This window comes from Caulobacter vibrioides, from assembly GCF_002858865.1.
GTDB lineage: Bacteria > Pseudomonadota > Alphaproteobacteria > Caulobacterales > Caulobacteraceae > Caulobacter > Caulobacter vibrioides.
The window spans coordinates 121735-137672 of sequence record NZ_PJRR01000005.1 but is presented as its reverse complement, the minus strand read 5'-3'; the positions used below and the strand labels follow the sequence as shown (position 1 = coordinate 137672).

Here is a 15938-nt window from a genome sequence, read left to right as displayed (position 1 = left end):
ATGACCGATATCCCTCACCGCAAGTTCGCCTTCGACACCGTCTTCGACGACCACGGCGGCGTGGCCTACACCGCGCCGCGCGTGAAGAAGAGCTTCACGCCCGAAGAGGTCGAGGCCGCCAAGGCGCAGGCTTATGCGGAAGGCGAGCGTTCGGCCCTGGTCCGCACCGAGCAGGAGGCCGCCCAGGCCCTGGCCGAGGTGGCGCACGCGGTGCAGCAGGCGTTCGGCACCCTGGCCCATGTCGCGCACGAGCACCGCGAGGGCTCGGCGATGCTGGCCCTGGCCTGCGGTCGCAAGATCGCCGACGCGGCCCTGACCCATTTCCCCGAGGCGCCGGTCACCGCAGCGCTGGAGGCTCTGGCCCGCGAGGTCGAGGCTCAGCCCCGCATCTTCGTTCGGGTGTCGCCCGAGCTTGAGGAGCGCACCCAGCAGGCGCTGGAGAACGTCGCTGCGCAGATCGGCTTCCAGGGCCAGATCGTGGCGCGCGCCGACGGCGCCATGGCCCCGGCGGCCTTCACTTTCGACTGGGGCGACGGCCGCGCGGCCTTCGACCCGGACGGCGCCGCCCAGCGCGTCGCCGAGGCGCTGGAGGCGGCGATCGCCGCTGAAGGCCTCCACGCCGAACCCCTGTTTACCTAGGAAGGCTGACGAACGATGGCCGAAGACAATCTCACGCTCGACGAATTCGGAGGGGCCATGCTGGCCTCCGAGGCTCCGATCGAACTCAGCGACAAGACCGCTGCGGACCTGGCGCCGGTCTTCGACGTTCCGGTCAATATCTCGGCCGTGCTGGGCCGCGCCAACATGTCCGTGGCGCAGCTGCTGCAGCTGGGCCAGGGCTCGATCCTGGAGCTGGACCGCAAGGTCGGCGAGGCGATCGACATCTACGTCAATAACCGCCTGGTCGCCCGGGGCGAGGTCGTCGTCGTCGACGAGCGCCTGGGCGTGACCATGACGGAAATCATCAAGGACGGCGACCAGGGCTAAGGCCCGGTGGTCGTTCGAGAGGGAGAGTAAGAGATGCGGCTTCTGGTCGTTGGAAAACTGAACGGGCAGCTCTCGGTCGCCGTGAAGATGGCGATGAACGCGGGCGCGAAGGTCTCGCACGTCGAAACGACGGAGCAGGCGACCAACGCGCTGCGGGCGGGGCAGGGCGCTGACCTTCTGATGGTCGACTATGTGCTCGACATCGCCGGTCTGATCGCCGCCAACGAAGCCGAGCGGATGCGGGTGCCGGTGGTGGCCTGCGGCGTCGACGCCGATCCGATGCGCGCGGCCAACGCCATCAAGGCCGGGGCCAAGGAGTTCATCCCGCTGCCGCCGGACGCCGAGCTGATCGCCGCCGTCCTGGCCGCCGTCACCGACGACGAAAAGCCGATGGTCGTCCGCGACCCGGCCATGGAGCAGGTCATCAAGCTGGCCGACCAGGTCGCCCCCTCCGAAGCCTCGATCCTGATCACCGGGGAGAGCGGCTCGGGTAAGGAGGTCATGGCCCGCTACGTCCACGGCAAGTCGCGCCGGGCCAAGGCGCCGTTCATCAGCGTCAACTGCGCCGCCATCCCCGAGAACCTGCTGGAAAGCGAGCTGTTCGGCCACGAGAAGGGCGCCTTCACCGGGGCCATGGCCCGCCGCATCGGCAAGTTCGAGGAGGCCGACGGCGGCACCCTGCTGCTGGACGAAATCAGCGAAATGGACGTGCGCCTGCAAGCCAAGCTGCTGCGCGCCATCCAGGAGCGCGAGATCGACCGCGTGGGCGGCTCCAAGCCGGTCAAGGTCAATATCCGCATCCTGGCCACCAGCAACCGCGACCTGGCCCAGGCGGTGAAGGACGGGACCTTCCGGGAAGACCTGCTCTACCGTCTGAACGTCGTGAACCTGCGCCTGCCGCCGCTGCGCGAGCGTCCGGCCGACGTGATCAGCCTGTGCGAGTTCTTCGTGAAGAAGTACTCGGCCGCTAACGGCATCGAGGAAAAGCCGATCTCGGCCGAGGCCAAGCGCCGCCTGATCGCTCACCGCTGGCCGGGCAACGTCCGCGAGCTGGAAAACGCCATGCACCGGGCGGTGCTGCTGTCGGCGGGCCCGGAGATCGAGGAGTTCGCCATCCGTCTGCCCGACGGCCAGCCGATGGCCCCGGCGCCGGACGTCGCGGTGGCCCGCGGCGCCCAGATGGCCGCCGACGCCGCCTCGCGCGCCTTCGTCGGCTCGACCGTCGCCGAGGTCGAGCAGCAGCTGATCATCGACACCCTGGAGCACTGCCTGGGCAACCGCACCCATGCGGCCAACATCCTGGGCATCTCGATCCGCACCCTGCGCAACAAGCTGAAGGAATACTCCGACGCCGGCGTGCAGGTGCCTCCGCCGCAGGGCGGGGTCGGCGCGGCGGCTTAAGACCAGGGCGTCGAGGTGGCGGGACCGAAAACCTCGCCCTTCGACAAGCTCAGGGTGAGGTTTTCTATGCCTGGCCCGGCGCTTCATTCGTCCTCACCCTGAGCCTGTCGAAGGGCGAGGACGACGCAAAGCTCCGGGCCGATCTGGCCGCCGCCGCGACCATCGGTCCGGCGCCGCGCCGCGAAAAATTTGGTTAACAAGATGGCGGCGGGCCGCAAATCGCTCCAAGCGAAAGCCTAGCTTCCCATCTCCGGTTCAAGGTTCCGAATGGCCGACGCCGCCGCCCCGAACGCCAGCTCTATGCCCAGCGCCAAGTCGCTGCTCGACGGGCTGATGCGCGGCGAGATGGGCCTGGCCCTGGGCGTGGTCGGCATCATCGTGCTGCTGATCATCCCGGTTCCGGCGCCGCTGCTGGACGTGCTGCTGGCCATTTCGCTGACGGGATCGGTGCTGATCCTGATGACGGCGATCCTGATCAAGCGACCGCTGGAATTCACCTCGTTCCCGACGGTGCTGCTGGTCGCGACCCTGTATCGCCTGGGCCTCAACATCGCCTCGACCCGCCTGATCCTGAGCCATGGCCACGAAGGCACCGGCGGGGCCGGCGCGGTGATCGAGGCCTTCGGTCACCTGATGATGCAGGGCAACTTCGTCATCGGGGTGATCGTCTTCATCATCCTGATCGTCGTGAACTTCATGGTCGTGACCAAGGGTTCGGGCCGGATCGCCGAAGTGGCGGCCCGCTTCACCCTGGACGCCATGCCCGGCAAGCAGATGGCGATCGACGCCGACCTGTCGACCGGCCTGATCACCCAGGACGAGGCCAAGATCCGCCGCAAGGAGCTGGAGCAGGAAAGCACGTTCTTCGGGGCCATGGACGGCGCCAGCAAGTTCGTGAAGGGCGATGCGATCGCCGGCCTGATCATCACGGCCATCAACATCATCGGCGGCATCATCATCGGCGTCGTCCAGCACAAGATGCCGTTCGGCGACGCGGCCTCGACCTACACCATCATGACCATCGGCGACGGCCTGGTCAGCCAGATCCCGGCCCTGATCATCTCGATCGCCGCCGGCATGGTCGTCTCCAAGGCGGGCGTCGAAGGCTCGGCCGACAAGGCCCTGACCACCCAGCTGGCCATGAACCCCGTAGGCCTGGGCATGGTCTCGGCGTCTTCCGGGATCATCGCCCTGATCCCGGGCATGCCGATCTTCCCGTTCGCGGCGATGGCGCTGGCCGCCGGGGCCCTGGCCTACAAGCGCGTCCAGGACGCCAAGAAGCCCAAGGCCCTCGACCCCGCCGATCTTGAGGCCGCCGCGCCGTCCGAGCCGGAGGAGGAGCCGATCAGCGCCTCCCTGGCCATCGACGACGTCAAGATCGAGCTGGGCTATGGCCTGCTGACCCTGATCAACGACCTGGACGGCCGCAAGCTGACCGACCAGATCCGCGCCCTGCGCAAGACCCTGGCCAGCGAGTACGGCTTCGTGATGCCGCCCGTGCGCATCCTCGACAACATGCGCCTGTCCAACCAGGGCTACGCCATCCGCATCAAGGAGATGGAGGCCGGCGCCGGCGAGGTCCGCCTGGGCTGCCTGATGTGCATGGACCCGCGCGGCGGCCAGGTCGAGCTGCCCGGCGAACACGTCCGCGAGCCGGCCTTTGGCCTGCCCGCCACCTGGATCGCCGACGACCTGCGCGAGGAAGCCACCTTCCGCGGCTACACGGTGGTGGACCCGGCCACGGTGCTGACCACGCACCTGACCGAGATCCTCAAGGAGAACATGGCCGACCTGCTCTCCTACGCCGAGGTGCAGAAGCTCCTGAAGGAGCTGCCCGAGACGCAGAAGAAGCTGGTCGACGACCTGATCCCCGGCACCGTTACGGCCACTACGGTGCAGCGCGTGCTGCAGTCGCTGCTGCGCGAGCGCGTTTCGATCCGCGACCTGCCGCAGATCCTGGAAGGCGTCGGCGAGGCCGCGCCGCACACCGCGTCGGTCACCCAGCTGGTCGAGCAGGTCCGTGCGCGCCTCGCCCGTCAGCTGTGCTGGGCCAATCGCGGCGACGACGGCGCCCTGCCGATCATCACCCTGTCGGCCGACTGGGAGCAGGCCTTCGCCGAGGCCCTGATCGGCCCCGGCGACGACAAGCAACTGGCCCTGCCGCCCTCGCGCCTGCAGGACTTCATCCGCGGGGTGCGCGACAGCTTCGAGCGCGCGGCCCTGGCCGGCGAGGCGCCGGTGCTGCTGACCAGCCCGGGCGTGCGTCCCTATGTCCGCTCGATCATCGAGCGCTTCCGCGGCCAGACCGTGGTGATGAGCCAGAACGAGATCCACCCCCGCGCGCGGTTGAAAACAGTCGGCATGGTTTAGGGGGGAATGCGGACGATTTTTCGCAGAAGATCGTCGAAGTGTGACAATTGAAGGTGGACCGAAGCGCTCTCAGAAGGTGGTGTTTTTGCAACCCGTGCTCACGTCTCTCGTAGCGCTTCTCGCGGCCGGCGCTTGTCTGTCGCCCACCGGCGCTCTGGCCCAGGATCAACTGAGCCCCGATGAGGTCGCCGCGCTTCGGAACGAGATCGCCACCCTGCGCGCCCAGCTTCAAAAGATGGAGCAGCGGCTCGACGCGGTGACCAGCGCGCCGCAGACGACAGCGCCCGCCGCGCCCCCCGCCATCCAGCCGCCTGCGCCGGTCGCCACGACTGTCGCCAAGGCCTCGCCGCCGCCGGCCAAGCCGGCCTCGGCGCCGACCGAGATCACCTGGAAGGGATCGCCGCAGTTCACCAGCGGTGACCGCAGCTTCAAGGCCAAGGGGCGCATCCAGATCGACGTCGGTCAGGTCGACGCGCCGAAGGGTCTGGCGGATCGGGGCCTGGGCTATGGCGCCGAGATGCGGCGTATCCGACTGGGGGGCGAGGGCGACCTCGGCGCCGGCTTCGGCTACGAACTGGAGCTGGAGCTTTCCGACAACGCCGTCAAGCTGGTCGACACCTTCGTGACGTACAGGACCGGTCCCTGGCTGGTGACCGTGGGCAATCACAACCCGTTCCAGTCGCTGGACGAACTGACCGGCGACACGGTGGGCGCGTTCATGGAGCGTGCGGCCTTCACCGATGCGTTCAACTTCGAGCGCCGCCTGGGCGTCTCGGCCCAGTATGAGAAGGGCCCTTGGGTTTTACAGGGCGGCCTGTTCGCCGACGACATCGACGCGCTCTCCAACAGCAGCGATGGTCCCGAAGGCGGCGACGAGAACAACAGCTATGGGTTGGACGGGCGGGCGGTCTACGCGCCAAAGCTTGGCCAGACCCAGCTGCATCTGGGCGCGTCGGCCCACTGGCGAACCCTCAAGCGCGTCACCGACGCGGGAACCCGCTATCGCCAGCGCCCCTATGTCCACGCCAGCAACAGCCGCCTGATCGGAACGGCCGTACTGCCGGTCGAGGAGGAGGTTCACTATGGCCTGGAGGCGGCTTTTGTCAGCGGCCGCTGGCACGGCGCGGCCGAGACCTATTGGCAGGCTGCGGAACTGACGACCGGGACGCGCCCGACCTTCTTCGGCGGATATGCCGAGCTCGGCTACTTTCTCACGGGCGATACGCGGGGCTACAGGGGCGGCCAGTTTAGTCGCACCAGACCTTCCAAGCCGCTGGGCGACGGCGGTGTCGGGGCGCTGCAGCTGAATGTCCGTTACGACTATCTCGACCTGAACGATCGCGGCGTGGTCGGCGGCAAGCAAGACGCCTGGCTGGCGGCGCTGATCTGGCAGCCGCTTGGCTACCTCCGCTTCCATCTCAACTACGGCCTGCTCGACTACCAGGGCACCACGCCGCTGCGAAACGGCGACCGCGACTACAAGGTCAATGTCGCCGGCGCGCGGATGGAGCTGGACTTCTAGGTGGCCGCCTTCGCCGTCTTCGCGCCCGGCGCCGGGCGGTATTGCTCCGCGTCGCTCGTGAACTCCGCATGGCCGTAGCGCGCCAGCTGCTTCTTCAGCCGCGCCACCAGGCGGCGGTCGGTGAGGTCGGCGACGCCGGGGACGTTGCGGGCCAGGCGGTAGGCGGCCAGCTGGCTGCTCACCAACAGGGCCACCAGGCCAAACAGCATGAAGTCGCGCGGGCCGATCTCGACGCCCATCCGGCGCGCCGCGGCGCGGTCGCCGTTCAGGAAGTTCTTCAGGAAGAACACCTTGGCGAAGCCGCGCTCGACCTTGTCGAACAGCTTGTTCTCGGGGCGCTCATTGGGGGGCAGGTAGGCGTTGAGGGTGGCGCGGACCAGCTCGCCGCAGGTGGCGTCGTCGAAGCCGGCGCGTAAGGTCGCGCTGCGGGCGTTCATGGTGTCGACCACGCCCTGCGGGGTGTCGGCCAGGAGGTCCTCGGGCAGGCCCAAGAGGAAGCAGCGATAGCGGGCCAGCTCGACGCGGGCGCGCTCCTCGGGCGTGAAGACGGTGCGGCCCGTGGCCACGATCTTGTAGCTCATCAGGAAGATCGGGATCAGGCCGGCGGGCATCTGGTCGACCTGCGGAATGGGGATCCCGTAGACGCCGACGTCCCATAGGTTGGAGCGCTTCAGGGCGTTGAACCGCACCATCGAGTGCATCAGCCGCACCATGGCGGCGGCCTTGAACCCCGCGCCGTGACGCTCCAACGATCCGGGCAGCAAGGTGGTGGTGAAGAAGGTCGCCGTCTCATTGACCCGGCGGGCGGCGGTGTCGTTCGACAGCGTGCCGGTCAGCGCCATGGGCAGGGCGGCGTACTTGTTCATGAAGGTGGCGATGAACGCGCCCCGGATCGCGAACGGACCCAGATTGGCGGCGGCGTTGCGGTCCAGCTTCTGGCCCTCGCGCACCATGTCCATGTCCAGCCACGCGGGAATGCGCTCCATGTCGGCGATGAAGGCGGCCAGTTCCGGCGGCGCGTCGGGCACGGCGGCGATTCCCTGGTCGCAGGCCGTAGTCAGCATCTGGATCAACGGGCGAAAGCCGTACTTCGGCATCAGCGCCGCATAGGCGTCGGCCACGACGTCACCCAGCAGGGTGTAGGCCTTGATCAGGGCCAGCTTGTCGGGGTCAAGCTTGGCGTGGGCCAGGCGCGGGGCGACGCTGGTCTTCGGGTCGTCGGTGAACCGCTCGGGCGTGATGTCGAAGTCGACGTCGCCATACAGGGCGGGGAGGGCCTGCTTCTGCGAGGCGACCTTGGCGCGAACCCTCTCCAGCGCGGTGTTCATGCGATCCTCCCGGGGCGGTGGTCCCACGCGGACCCTCGTCTCTGATCCCAGCCTATGTAATCGTCGCCCAGCGGCCTACTCGCCTTGCCTGCAAGGGCAGGCAGCGCGGGAGCGATCCGGCAAGTGACTGAAAAGACGAGGCGAACGCCGCGCCAGCCGCGGTCCGAGGCGACGGTCGAGGCGATTCTCGAGGCGGCCTTTCAACTTTTGGAGCACGGCGGCGTCCGGGCCCTGACGACCAACCATATCGCCCAGCGGGCCGGGGTGAGCGTCGGCACGCTCTACCAGTACTTTCCGGGCAAGCAGGCGATCCTGGCGGCGCTGGCCCAGAGGCAGGCGGCCACCGCGCGCGACCGCATCGCAGCGATCGTCATCGACGGGCCCAAGATCAGCGCGGTGCGGATGATCGTGCGCACCCTGGCCACCGCCTTCGAGGGGACGCCGGCGACTCGCCGGGCCCTGCTGGACGCCTTCGCCGGCGAGGCGGGCGACGCGGCGGTGATGCGACATCACCGCCTGTTCTTCGACGCCATCGCCGGCAAGGCCCGGTTCGATTTCGACATGACGCCGGAAGCCGGGTTCGTCTTGACCCACGCGGTCATCGGCTTGCTGCGCGCGGCGACCATCGAGACCGAACTGGCGCTCGATCCGCAGCGTCTGGAGGACGAACTGGTCCGGCTGATGGAGGCCTACATCCTGGCGCTGATCGAGGCGAAAGGCGTGCCAGGCCAGCACGGCATTGCCGAGCGGGCCGGTCGCTGATAGCGATGGCCTCAAAGAGGCGCCTTTCGCCGTCTTGGGGTTACGTATGCCTCCGGCCAACAAGTCCAAGCGTGGGTCCAGCTCGCTGCTTTGGGATCTTCTGACGTTTGATCGCCTGGTCACCGGGCCGGTGATTCATTTCATCTATTGGGCGGGCCTGGGCGTCGTCGCCCTGTTCGGCTTTTCCGTCGTCGGCGCCGCCGTGGGCCTGGCGCTGAAGGAGCCGGGCGTCGGTTCGCTGTTGCTGGCCTTCCCCGTGCTGGTCGCGGGCCTGCTGGTGGCGGGCGCGCTGGTGCTGCTGTGGCGCGCCTTCTGTGAGTTCTACGTCGCCATCTTCCGGATCAGCGAGGACCTGCGAGCCCTGCGCCAGACCAGCGACGCCGACCACGCCGCTCACCGGGCGCGTCAGGCCCAGAAGGCCGCGTCAGAAGCTCAATAGCTACCTGGCCACCGTTTTCAGGCGATCGCGCAGGACGCCCATCGCCTCCAGCGGCATGTCCAGCGCGCAGAAGACCTTTTCGGGAATCGTCACCGCCTGATCGCGCAGGGCGCGGCCCTTGTCGGTCAGCGCGACGATCACCCGCCGCTCGTCCTCCGGATCGCGGTCGCGGGTGACCAGGCCCCCGGCCTCCAGCCGCTTGAGCAGCGGGGTCAGGGTGCTGGAATCCAGGTCGAGCGCCTCGCCCAACGCCCCGACCGTCCGGGGGCTGGCCTCCCACAGCACCAGCATCGCCAGATACTGCGGATAGGTCAGGCCCAGGGCGTCGAGCAAAGGGCGATAGAGCCGCGTCATCCGGTTGGCCGCGCCGTAGAGGGCGAAGCACAGCTGGTTGTCGAGACGCAGGATCTCGACGGGCTGATCGGATGACGCGGGCTTCTGGCTCATGGGAACCCTGTTAGGCGGCCTTGGTGGTGATGGCCACGTCGATGTTGCCGCGCGTGGCGTTCGAATAGGGGCAGACCGCGTGGGCCGCCGCAACCAGGGCCTCGGCGTCGGCTTGCGACAGGCCTTGGGTCTCGACCTCCAGCGCCACTTCCAGGCGGAAGCCGACCTCGGCGGTGGCCAGGCTGACCTGACCGGTCACGGTCGAGCCGGCAAGAGCGATCTTCTGGGTGCGGGCGACATGGCCCATGGCGCTCTGGAAACAGGCGGCGTAGCCGGCGGCGAACAGCTGCTCGGGATTGGTGCCGGCCTCCTTGCCGCCCAGCGACTTGGGCATCGACAACTGGACGTCCAGCAGGCCGTCTTCGGTGCGGGCGTGGCCTTCACGGCCGCCGACGACAGTGGCGCGGGTGGTGTAGAGGGTGGTCATCGGGAAGCTCCTTGGCTTGAAATCGTACGAACGATTTAATCGTGCGCGATATGAATTCAAGGGCGGGCTGCGAAAAAGATCGCGCGCGATGGAATCTTCTGGAGCGCCCCCTCCGTCACGCGGCTGCGCCGCGCGCCACCTCCCCCGCAAGCGGGGCAGGAAGGAGCTTTCTTCTCCTCACCCGTGAAACGGGGGAGGTGGATCGGCGCCGACAGGCGACGAGACGGAGGGGGCGCTTAGGACCTAAGCCGCCCAGGCGGCGGCGAAGCGCTTCAGCAGTGAGCGGGCTGGGCTCTCGCCACGGCCTTCGGACGCTTCCAGGCGCAGGAAGAGATCGCCGGCCTTGTGGTTGGCGCGGGCGGGCAGGCCCTGGCCGGGCAGGCGCACGAGGCCGCGGGCGGCGGCCTTGGTCGAGATCCAGGCGGGGCGGGGGCCCAGCGGCGTGTCGGCGTCGACCCGGCCGCCCTCGGCCAGCACGCGCGGATCGACCTTGCCGGTCAGCCACAGGTCATCGCCGCGCACCATCGCCCCGTCCTGGGCGCGCAGGCGGACCTCGAAACAGACGCCCTCGACCCGGACCTTGTCGCTCTCGCGCAGGCCGGCGGGCAGCTTGAGCCGCAGGCGCCGACCGTCGATGGCCAGCTCCTCGGCGCCGCCCGACAGGGCCGTGGTGATGTCGATCTCCAGAAAGACCCGGTCAGCGATCGGCGGCGGGGTGACGGCCGGCGGGAAATGATGCCGGACGACCGGGGTGTCCTGCAGCAGGCGATAGGCGGCCAGCACGTCGCGGAACAGGGCCGCGTCGCCGGTCGGGCGGTCCGGATGGGCCCGCTTGGCGGCCTCGCGATAGGCCTTGCGCAGCTCGCGCTCGTCAGCGTCGGCCGCCACGCCAAGCAGGGCGCGGGCGGCGGAAAGCGTCAGGGCGGAGTGCCGGGCGGTCATCCGCCGACCCTGGAGTCCCGATGGTCAACGCCCGGTTAAGTTAAGACTTTCGGTTTGGGGCGCTGGATGGTGGTCGCGCCATCGCATGAGGACTATATCCACGCCATGAGCGCCGACCCGACCCTGATCCCCGCCTCGCCCAGCGAGGACGACTATGTCCGCCAGGTGCGGGAGGCTACGCCCCCGCCGCTGCTGAGCGAAGAGGATCCGTTCGCCCTGTTCGCCGAATGGCTGGAAGAGGCGGGCAAGAAGGAGCCGAACGATCCCAACGCCATGACCGTCTCGACGGTCGACGCCGACGGCATGCCTGACTCGCGCATGGTGCTGCTGAAAGACTTCGATGCGCGCGGCTTTGTCTTCTACACCAACACCCAAAGCGCCAAGGGCCAGGAGCTGAACGCCCATCCCAAGGCGGCGCTGCTGTTCCACTGGAAGTCGCTGCGCCGCCAGGTGCGGATTCGCGGGACGGTCGAGCCGGTCACCGAGGCCGAGGCCGACGCCTATTTCGCCAGCCGCGCCCGGCACAGCCAGATCGGCGCCTGGGCCAGCGACCAGTCGCAGCCTCTGCCCGATCGTCACGCCCTGGAAAAGCGCGTCGCCGAGATGGGGCTGAAGTTCGGCCTCGGAAAGGTGCCGCGCCCGCCGCACTGGTCAGGCTATCGGATCACGCCGGTGACGATCGAGTTCTGGCGCGACCGGCCGTTCCGCCTGCATGAGCGGCTGGTCTTCGACCGCGCCGACGGCGGCTGGACGACGAAGCGTCTGTTCCCGTAGGGGACAATCCGTCAGCGCGCGCCGTAGCGGGCCAGGAAGGTCTCGACCGCGTCGTCGGCGATGCTACGGACGCATCGTCGGGACTGGATATCGTCGCCCGCCGCCAGGCCCAGCACCAGGGTCACATGATCCAGCATGCCCAGCAGCTGGCCGGCGGCCCACGACGGCTTGTCGACCTTGAGCTCGCCGGTCTTCACCAGGTCGTTGATGACCGCGATCGCCGCGCCGCCCAGCTCGTCGCGGGCGCTTTGCAGAAAATAGTCCGCGACCTCCGGGAACCGACGGCGCTCGGTGGTGGCCATCCGGAACATGGCGCGGGTGTCCGGACGCGAGAAGAAGGTCGCATAGGCCGTGGACAGGGCGATCAGCCGCGCGCGGGCCTGGCCCTTGACGCGCACGGCCTCGCGCACCGGCGCGGCGATGCCGCTGACCGTCTCGATGACGATCGTCCGGAACAGGTGGGCCTTGCTGGGAAAATAGGCGTAGAGCGTGGCGGTCGAGATGCCCGCCGCCCGGGCGATCGCCTCCATCCCCGTGTCCGCGTAACCCTCGCGTAGGAAGTGCGCCCTGGCCGAGCCCAGGATCTCCTCGCGCTTGTGCCCCGACCGCTTCAGACCTGCCCCAACCAGCATCAACCCACCCGCCATGGTTTGCTGAATACAATCTAATCGCGAAAATCGACGCGAGGCAAGGACTGCGCGAGGGGACTTGCGAGCAGGTTTGGGCTATGGAGCCCCGGCGCCGGATTTCGAGCGCGGAAAGATGGGATTGTCGGCGTGATCAAGGACGCGGAAGCCGCGCGCGAGCAGGAAGTGGCCGCCTGGTTTGGCGAGCGGGCGGAGAACACGATCGAGACGTCGTGCGCGCGCGTTTTCCTGATCGGCGAGTCGGCCTTCAAGGTGAAGCGGCCGGTCGACTTCGGCTTTCTCGACTACTCGACGCTGGAGCTGCGGCGCTGGGCGCTGGAGCGTGAACTGAGCTTCAACCGCGCCGCCGCGCCGGACATCTACCGCGAGGTGCGCCGCCTGACGCGCGCGACCGACGGCGGCATCGAGATCGACGGCGAGGGTGAGATCGTCGAGTACCTGCTGGAAATGCGCCGGTTCGACCAGAACGGGGTGCTGGCCACCCAGCCTTGGGCCATCGACGACGCGCTGGAGGATTCGCTGGGCCGCACCGTGGCGCGCTTCCACGCCGGGGCCAGCTTGCGCCCGCAAGGCGGCGGGGTCTCGGCCCTGGGCTACACCATCCGCTCCAACGCCAACCTGCTGCGGGGCCTGGCGCCGCGTCTGGGCAAGCAGGCCGTCGAGCGTCTGGTGCACGAGACCGACCTGGCGCTTGAGCGCCTGGGGCCGTTGCTGGATGCCCGCGCCGGCGAGGGCTTCGCCCGCCATTGCCACGGCGATCTGCACCTGGGGAACATCCTGATCGAGAACGGTCAGCCGATCCTGTTCGACTGTATCGAGTTCAACGACACCTTGTCGGACATCGACATCCAGTACGACCTGGCCTTCCTCTTGATGGATCTGGACTTCCGCCGTCGCCGCGACGCCGCGGGCCGGGTGCTGAACGCCTATCTGGACGAGGCCGCCCGCACGTTCGGCGAGGGGCTGTGGACGGGTCTGGCGGCGCTGCCGCTGATGCTGTCGGTCCGCGCCGCCGTGCGCACCCATGTCTGGGCCTATACCGGCGATGACGAGGCCGCGCGGGCCTATCTGCAGACGGCGCTGGAGCATCTGGCCCCGAGGCCCGTCAGCCTGGTGGCGGCCGGCGGTCTGTCAGGCTCTGGCAAGTCGACCTTCTCGCGCGTCTGCGCGCCGGGCCTGGGCGCCGCGCCCGGCGCGGTGGTGCTGCGCACCGACGAGATCCGCAAGCGCCTGTGGGGCGTGCCGTCCCTGCAGCGGCTGCCGCGCGAGGCCTATACGCCGGAGATGAGCGCCAGGGTCTATGACCAGCTGTTCCATGACGCCGAGCTGTGCCTGAAGGCCGGTCGCTCGGTGGTGCTGGACGCGGTGTTCCTCAAGCCCGAAGAGCGCGCCCGCGCCGAGGCCCTGGCCAAGACCTGCGACGTCGCGTTCCTGGGCGTCTGGCTGGAGGCCCCGCCCGAAGTGCTGCGCGCCCGCGTGGCCGCCCGCGTCAACGACGCCTCGGACGCCGACGTGGCGGTGCTGGAGAACCAGCTGACCCGCGACGCCGGCGAGATCACCTGGCGCAAGGTCGACACGGTCAGCGCCTTCGAAGACGAGGCGCGAGCGCTTGCGGAGGCGATGGGGTAGGGGGGCTGAGTGGTCGCGCGAGCGGTCTGCCCGGGAGCGGAAGCATAGCCTCGCCTAACCCCGTCATCCCGCGCTTCATGCGCGGGACTGCGACGGAATGTAGTTCTGGAATTGGTGGAAAGCGGCCACAAGGAATCCCTCTCTCATGGAGAGAGGGAGGGGCCCGCGCCGCAGGCGTGGGAGGGTGAGTGGGTAGGCGAAGCCCGTAGACGATTCTGACGCTGTGCTGATCTATGTGCCGGCACGCCGGCTGAAGGCGTAACCACTCACCCTCCCAAGCTTCGCTTGGGCCCCTCCCTCTCTCTAAGAGAGAGGGTTCTTGCGCGAGGTCCGCCCAAGGCCGAAAGCCGTCTCGAGCCGCGCCCGGGGAGGCAGATAACCGTCAGGCCGCCCGTCGCCCTTCATCGGGCGGAGGCCCCACCGCCTTGGCGATCGCCGTGATCAGGTCCACCGGCTTGACCGGCTTGCCCAGGTGGTCGTCGAAGCCCAGCCCCAGGAAACGCTCGCGATCGCCTGTCATCGCCGAGGCGGTCAGGGCGATCACCGGCATGGCGGGGTTTCCCGTGCGGCCGTCGCGGATGGCTTCCAGGGCGGTGATGCCGTCCATCACCGGCATGTTGATGTCCATCAGCACGCAGTGGAACCGCCGCTCGGCCATCGCCTCGAGCGCCTCCTGGCCGTTCTCGACCACGGTGAGCGCCACGCCCAACGGTTCCAGCATCGTGCGGACCACCAGCTGGTTGATCGCGTTGTCCTCGGCCATCAGCACCTGAAGGGGGCCAAGCGCGTCGCCGTTCGCCCCGACCTCTTCCGGCGCAGCGACGGGCGCGGCGCAGGCGGGGGCTGCGAACGTGAAAACGAAACACGCGCCCCGCCCGGACGGGACCAGGACGAGATCGCCGCCCATCTGACGGGCCAGGGCGCGGGCGATCGACAGGCCAAGCCCCGCCCCGCCGTGCTCGCGCGAGATGGTCTGGTCGGCCTGGGTGAAGCTGTCGAACACGCGCTCCATCGCGTCGGCCGGCACGCCAGGACCCGTGTCGGCGACGGTGATCGAGACGCGCTGATCGCCGCCGTTCGCGGGGCGGGCGGCGACCTCCAGCCTCACGCCGCCGTCGACGGTGAACTTGATGGCGTTCGAGACGAGGTTGGTCACCACCTGGCGGATCCGCAGCGGGTCGGCATGGACGCCGGGCGGCAGGTCCGGCGCGTAGTCGACGCTCAGGGACAGGTTTTTGAACACCGCCGCATCGCGCCACGCATCGACAACTTCGCCGACGAGGTCCTGCAAGCTCATGTCGATCGGCGCCAACTCGACCTTGCCGGTCTCGACGCGCGAGAGGTCCAGCACGTCGTTCAGCAGTTGCATCAGGCTGTCGCCCGACTTGATCATCAAGGCGATCTGCTCGCGCTGGACCGGATCCAGCGTCGAGCGTTGCAGGGCGTGGGCCATGCCGAGCAGACCGTTCATCGGGGTGCGCAGTTCATGGCTGGTCACGGCGATGAAGGTCGACTTGGCGCGGGCGGCCTCCAGGGCCTTCTCGCGCTCCTCGCGCAGGCCGCGCGTCAGTTCGTCCATCCGTCGCGCCGCCGCACGATTCTGGATCATCACGTTGAGGGTGGTGCCGACCAGCAGCACCAGGCCCCAGCGCGCGGTCTGGGCCGCCGCGCTGGCGTCGGGCATGAAGAAGAACGGGAAGATCAGCAGGCTGGCCATCGGCGTCAGCCCGTTCAGCAACAGCAGCGCTGCGGATTGGTGACGAAAGTTCTGGGTGTAGATCACCTGGCCGCACCAGATCGCCACAGCGGCGATCTTCATCAGGTCCTCGCCGTGCAGCCACAGCAGGATCGCCAGGGTGGTCCAGCTGATATTGATCGGGATCGAGGCCCAGGCGAACCAGGCCCGCTCGCGCGGGGTTCCAGTGCGTCCATCCTTGAACCTGCGGGTGACCAGCAGCGCCAGGCCCTCGCCGACGTAGAGGCTGAGCAGCCAGCCGGCCGCGATCGCCGGGCCCAGGGCGAAGACCATGATCACGGCCACCAGCGCGGCCGAGATCAGGCGCGACAACGTTAACCGATAGGTGTCGGCTGCGACCTCATCCAGCCGCTCGTCGGACCATGCCTTGGCCAACCAGCCCAAGTCGCCTCACAGGTTTGAATTCAGGACGAGCGAAGCACCTTCACCACACGGCGAAATATCGACCGCCCGCAACCAAAAGTCCCTGAACGACGCCTGCGACCTATGATCGCGCTGCGTCAGCCG

Annotated in this window: 15 protein-coding genes; 9 read left to right on the top strand and 6 right to left on the bottom strand. The window is 68.5% G+C overall.

The window, feature by feature from the left end; genetic code table 11:
* The 5 genes from CVUC_RS02140 (at position 1) to CVUC_RS02120 (ending at position 6280) form a co-directional block, all read left to right on the top strand.
* Positions 1-639: a protein FlbE gene (locus CVUC_RS02140; RefSeq protein WP_010918791.1), complete on the top strand. Its 639-nt coding sequence runs from the start codon at positions 1-3 to the stop codon at positions 637-639.
* A 15-nt stretch (positions 640-654) separates the two neighbouring features.
* A complete protein-coding gene (gene fliN / locus CVUC_RS02135) occupies positions 655-987 on the top strand; it encodes a flagellar motor switch protein FliN (RefSeq protein ID WP_010918792.1) in 333 nt (110 codons plus the stop codon).
* A gap of 33 nt (positions 988-1020) precedes the next feature.
* Entirely contained in the window at positions 1021-2388 is a 1368-nt protein-coding gene (gene flbD, locus CVUC_RS02130; RefSeq protein WP_010918793.1) for a sigma-54-dependent transcriptional regulator FlbD, read from the top strand.
* Positions 2389-2655: 267 nt separating this feature from the next.
* Entirely contained in the window at positions 2656-4758 is a 2103-nt protein-coding gene (flhA, locus tag CVUC_RS02125; protein WP_096032700.1) for a flagellar biosynthesis protein FlhA, read from the top strand.
* Positions 4759-4798: 40 nt separating this feature from the next.
* On the top strand, positions 4799-6280 hold the full coding sequence (locus tag CVUC_RS02120; protein WP_096032701.1) for an OprO/OprP family phosphate-selective porin: 1482 nt from the start codon (positions 4799-4801) through the stop codon (positions 6278-6280).
* Here the strand turns inward: CVUC_RS02120 and CVUC_RS02115 are convergent.
* On the bottom strand, positions 6277-7608 hold the full coding sequence (locus CVUC_RS02115) for an oxygenase MpaB family protein (RefSeq protein ID WP_096032702.1): 1332 nt from the start codon (positions 7606-7608) through the stop codon (positions 6277-6279). The two genes, CVUC_RS02120 and CVUC_RS02115, sit on opposite strands and share 4 nt — an antisense overlap.
* 123 nt (positions 7609-7731) lie before the next feature.
* Between CVUC_RS02115 and CVUC_RS02110 the strand changes: the two genes are divergently transcribed.
* Both CVUC_RS02110 and CVUC_RS02105 read left to right on the top strand, forming a co-directional pair.
* Positions 7732-8370 (top strand): TetR/AcrR family transcriptional regulator, encoded by a 639-nt coding sequence (locus tag CVUC_RS02110; RefSeq protein WP_096032703.1) that lies wholly within the window; start codon positions 7732-7734, stop codon positions 8368-8370.
* Positions 8371-8404: 34 nt separating this feature from the next.
* On the top strand, positions 8405-8809 hold the full coding sequence (locus CVUC_RS02105; RefSeq protein ID WP_012640090.1) for a DUF4282 domain-containing protein: 405 nt from the start codon (positions 8405-8407) through the stop codon (positions 8807-8809).
* On the opposite strand, the gene CVUC_RS02100 is transcribed toward CVUC_RS02105, so the two are convergent.
* The 3 genes from CVUC_RS02100 to CVUC_RS02090 all read right to left on the bottom strand — a co-directional run bounded on the left by CVUC_RS02100 (position 8810) and on the right by CVUC_RS02090 (position 10625).
* A complete protein-coding gene (locus tag CVUC_RS02100) occupies positions 8810-9256 on the bottom strand; it encodes a MarR family winged helix-turn-helix transcriptional regulator (protein ID WP_010918799.1) in 447 nt (148 codons plus the stop codon).
* A 10-nt stretch (positions 9257-9266) separates the two neighbouring features.
* Entirely contained in the window at positions 9267-9683 is a 417-nt protein-coding gene (locus tag CVUC_RS02095; RefSeq protein ID WP_096032704.1) for an organic hydroperoxide resistance protein, read from the bottom strand.
* A 243-nt stretch (positions 9684-9926) separates the two neighbouring features.
* A complete protein-coding gene (locus tag CVUC_RS02090; RefSeq protein ID WP_096032705.1) occupies positions 9927-10625 on the bottom strand; it encodes a DnaJ domain-containing protein in 699 nt (232 codons plus the stop codon).
* A 105-nt stretch (positions 10626-10730) separates the two neighbouring features.
* Here CVUC_RS02090 and pdxH point away from each other — a divergent pair, with 105 nt between their 5' ends.
* The gene (gene pdxH, locus CVUC_RS02085; RefSeq protein ID WP_010918802.1) at positions 10731-11399 is read left to right on the top strand and encodes a pyridoxamine 5'-phosphate oxidase; all 669 of its coding nucleotides are present in this window, start codon (positions 10731-10733) and stop codon (positions 11397-11399) included.
* A gap of 11 nt (positions 11400-11410) precedes the next feature.
* Here the strand turns inward: pdxH and CVUC_RS02080 are convergent, their stop codons facing one another.
* Entirely contained in the window at positions 11411-12031 is a 621-nt protein-coding gene (locus tag CVUC_RS02080) for a TetR/AcrR family transcriptional regulator (protein ID WP_096032706.1), read from the bottom strand.
* Positions 12032-12175: 144 nt separating this feature from the next.
* Between CVUC_RS02080 and CVUC_RS02075 the strand changes: the two genes are divergently transcribed.
* A complete protein-coding gene (locus CVUC_RS02075) occupies positions 12176-13675 on the top strand; it encodes an AAA family ATPase (protein WP_096032707.1) in 1500 nt (499 codons plus the stop codon).
* A gap of 382 nt (positions 13676-14057) precedes the next feature.
* On the opposite strand, the gene CVUC_RS02070 is transcribed toward CVUC_RS02075, so the two are convergent.
* Positions 14058-15815: an ATP-binding protein gene (locus CVUC_RS02070; protein WP_096032708.1), complete on the bottom strand. Its 1758-nt coding sequence runs from the start codon at positions 15813-15815 to the stop codon at positions 14058-14060.
* Positions 15816-15938 lie beyond the last annotated feature (123 nt).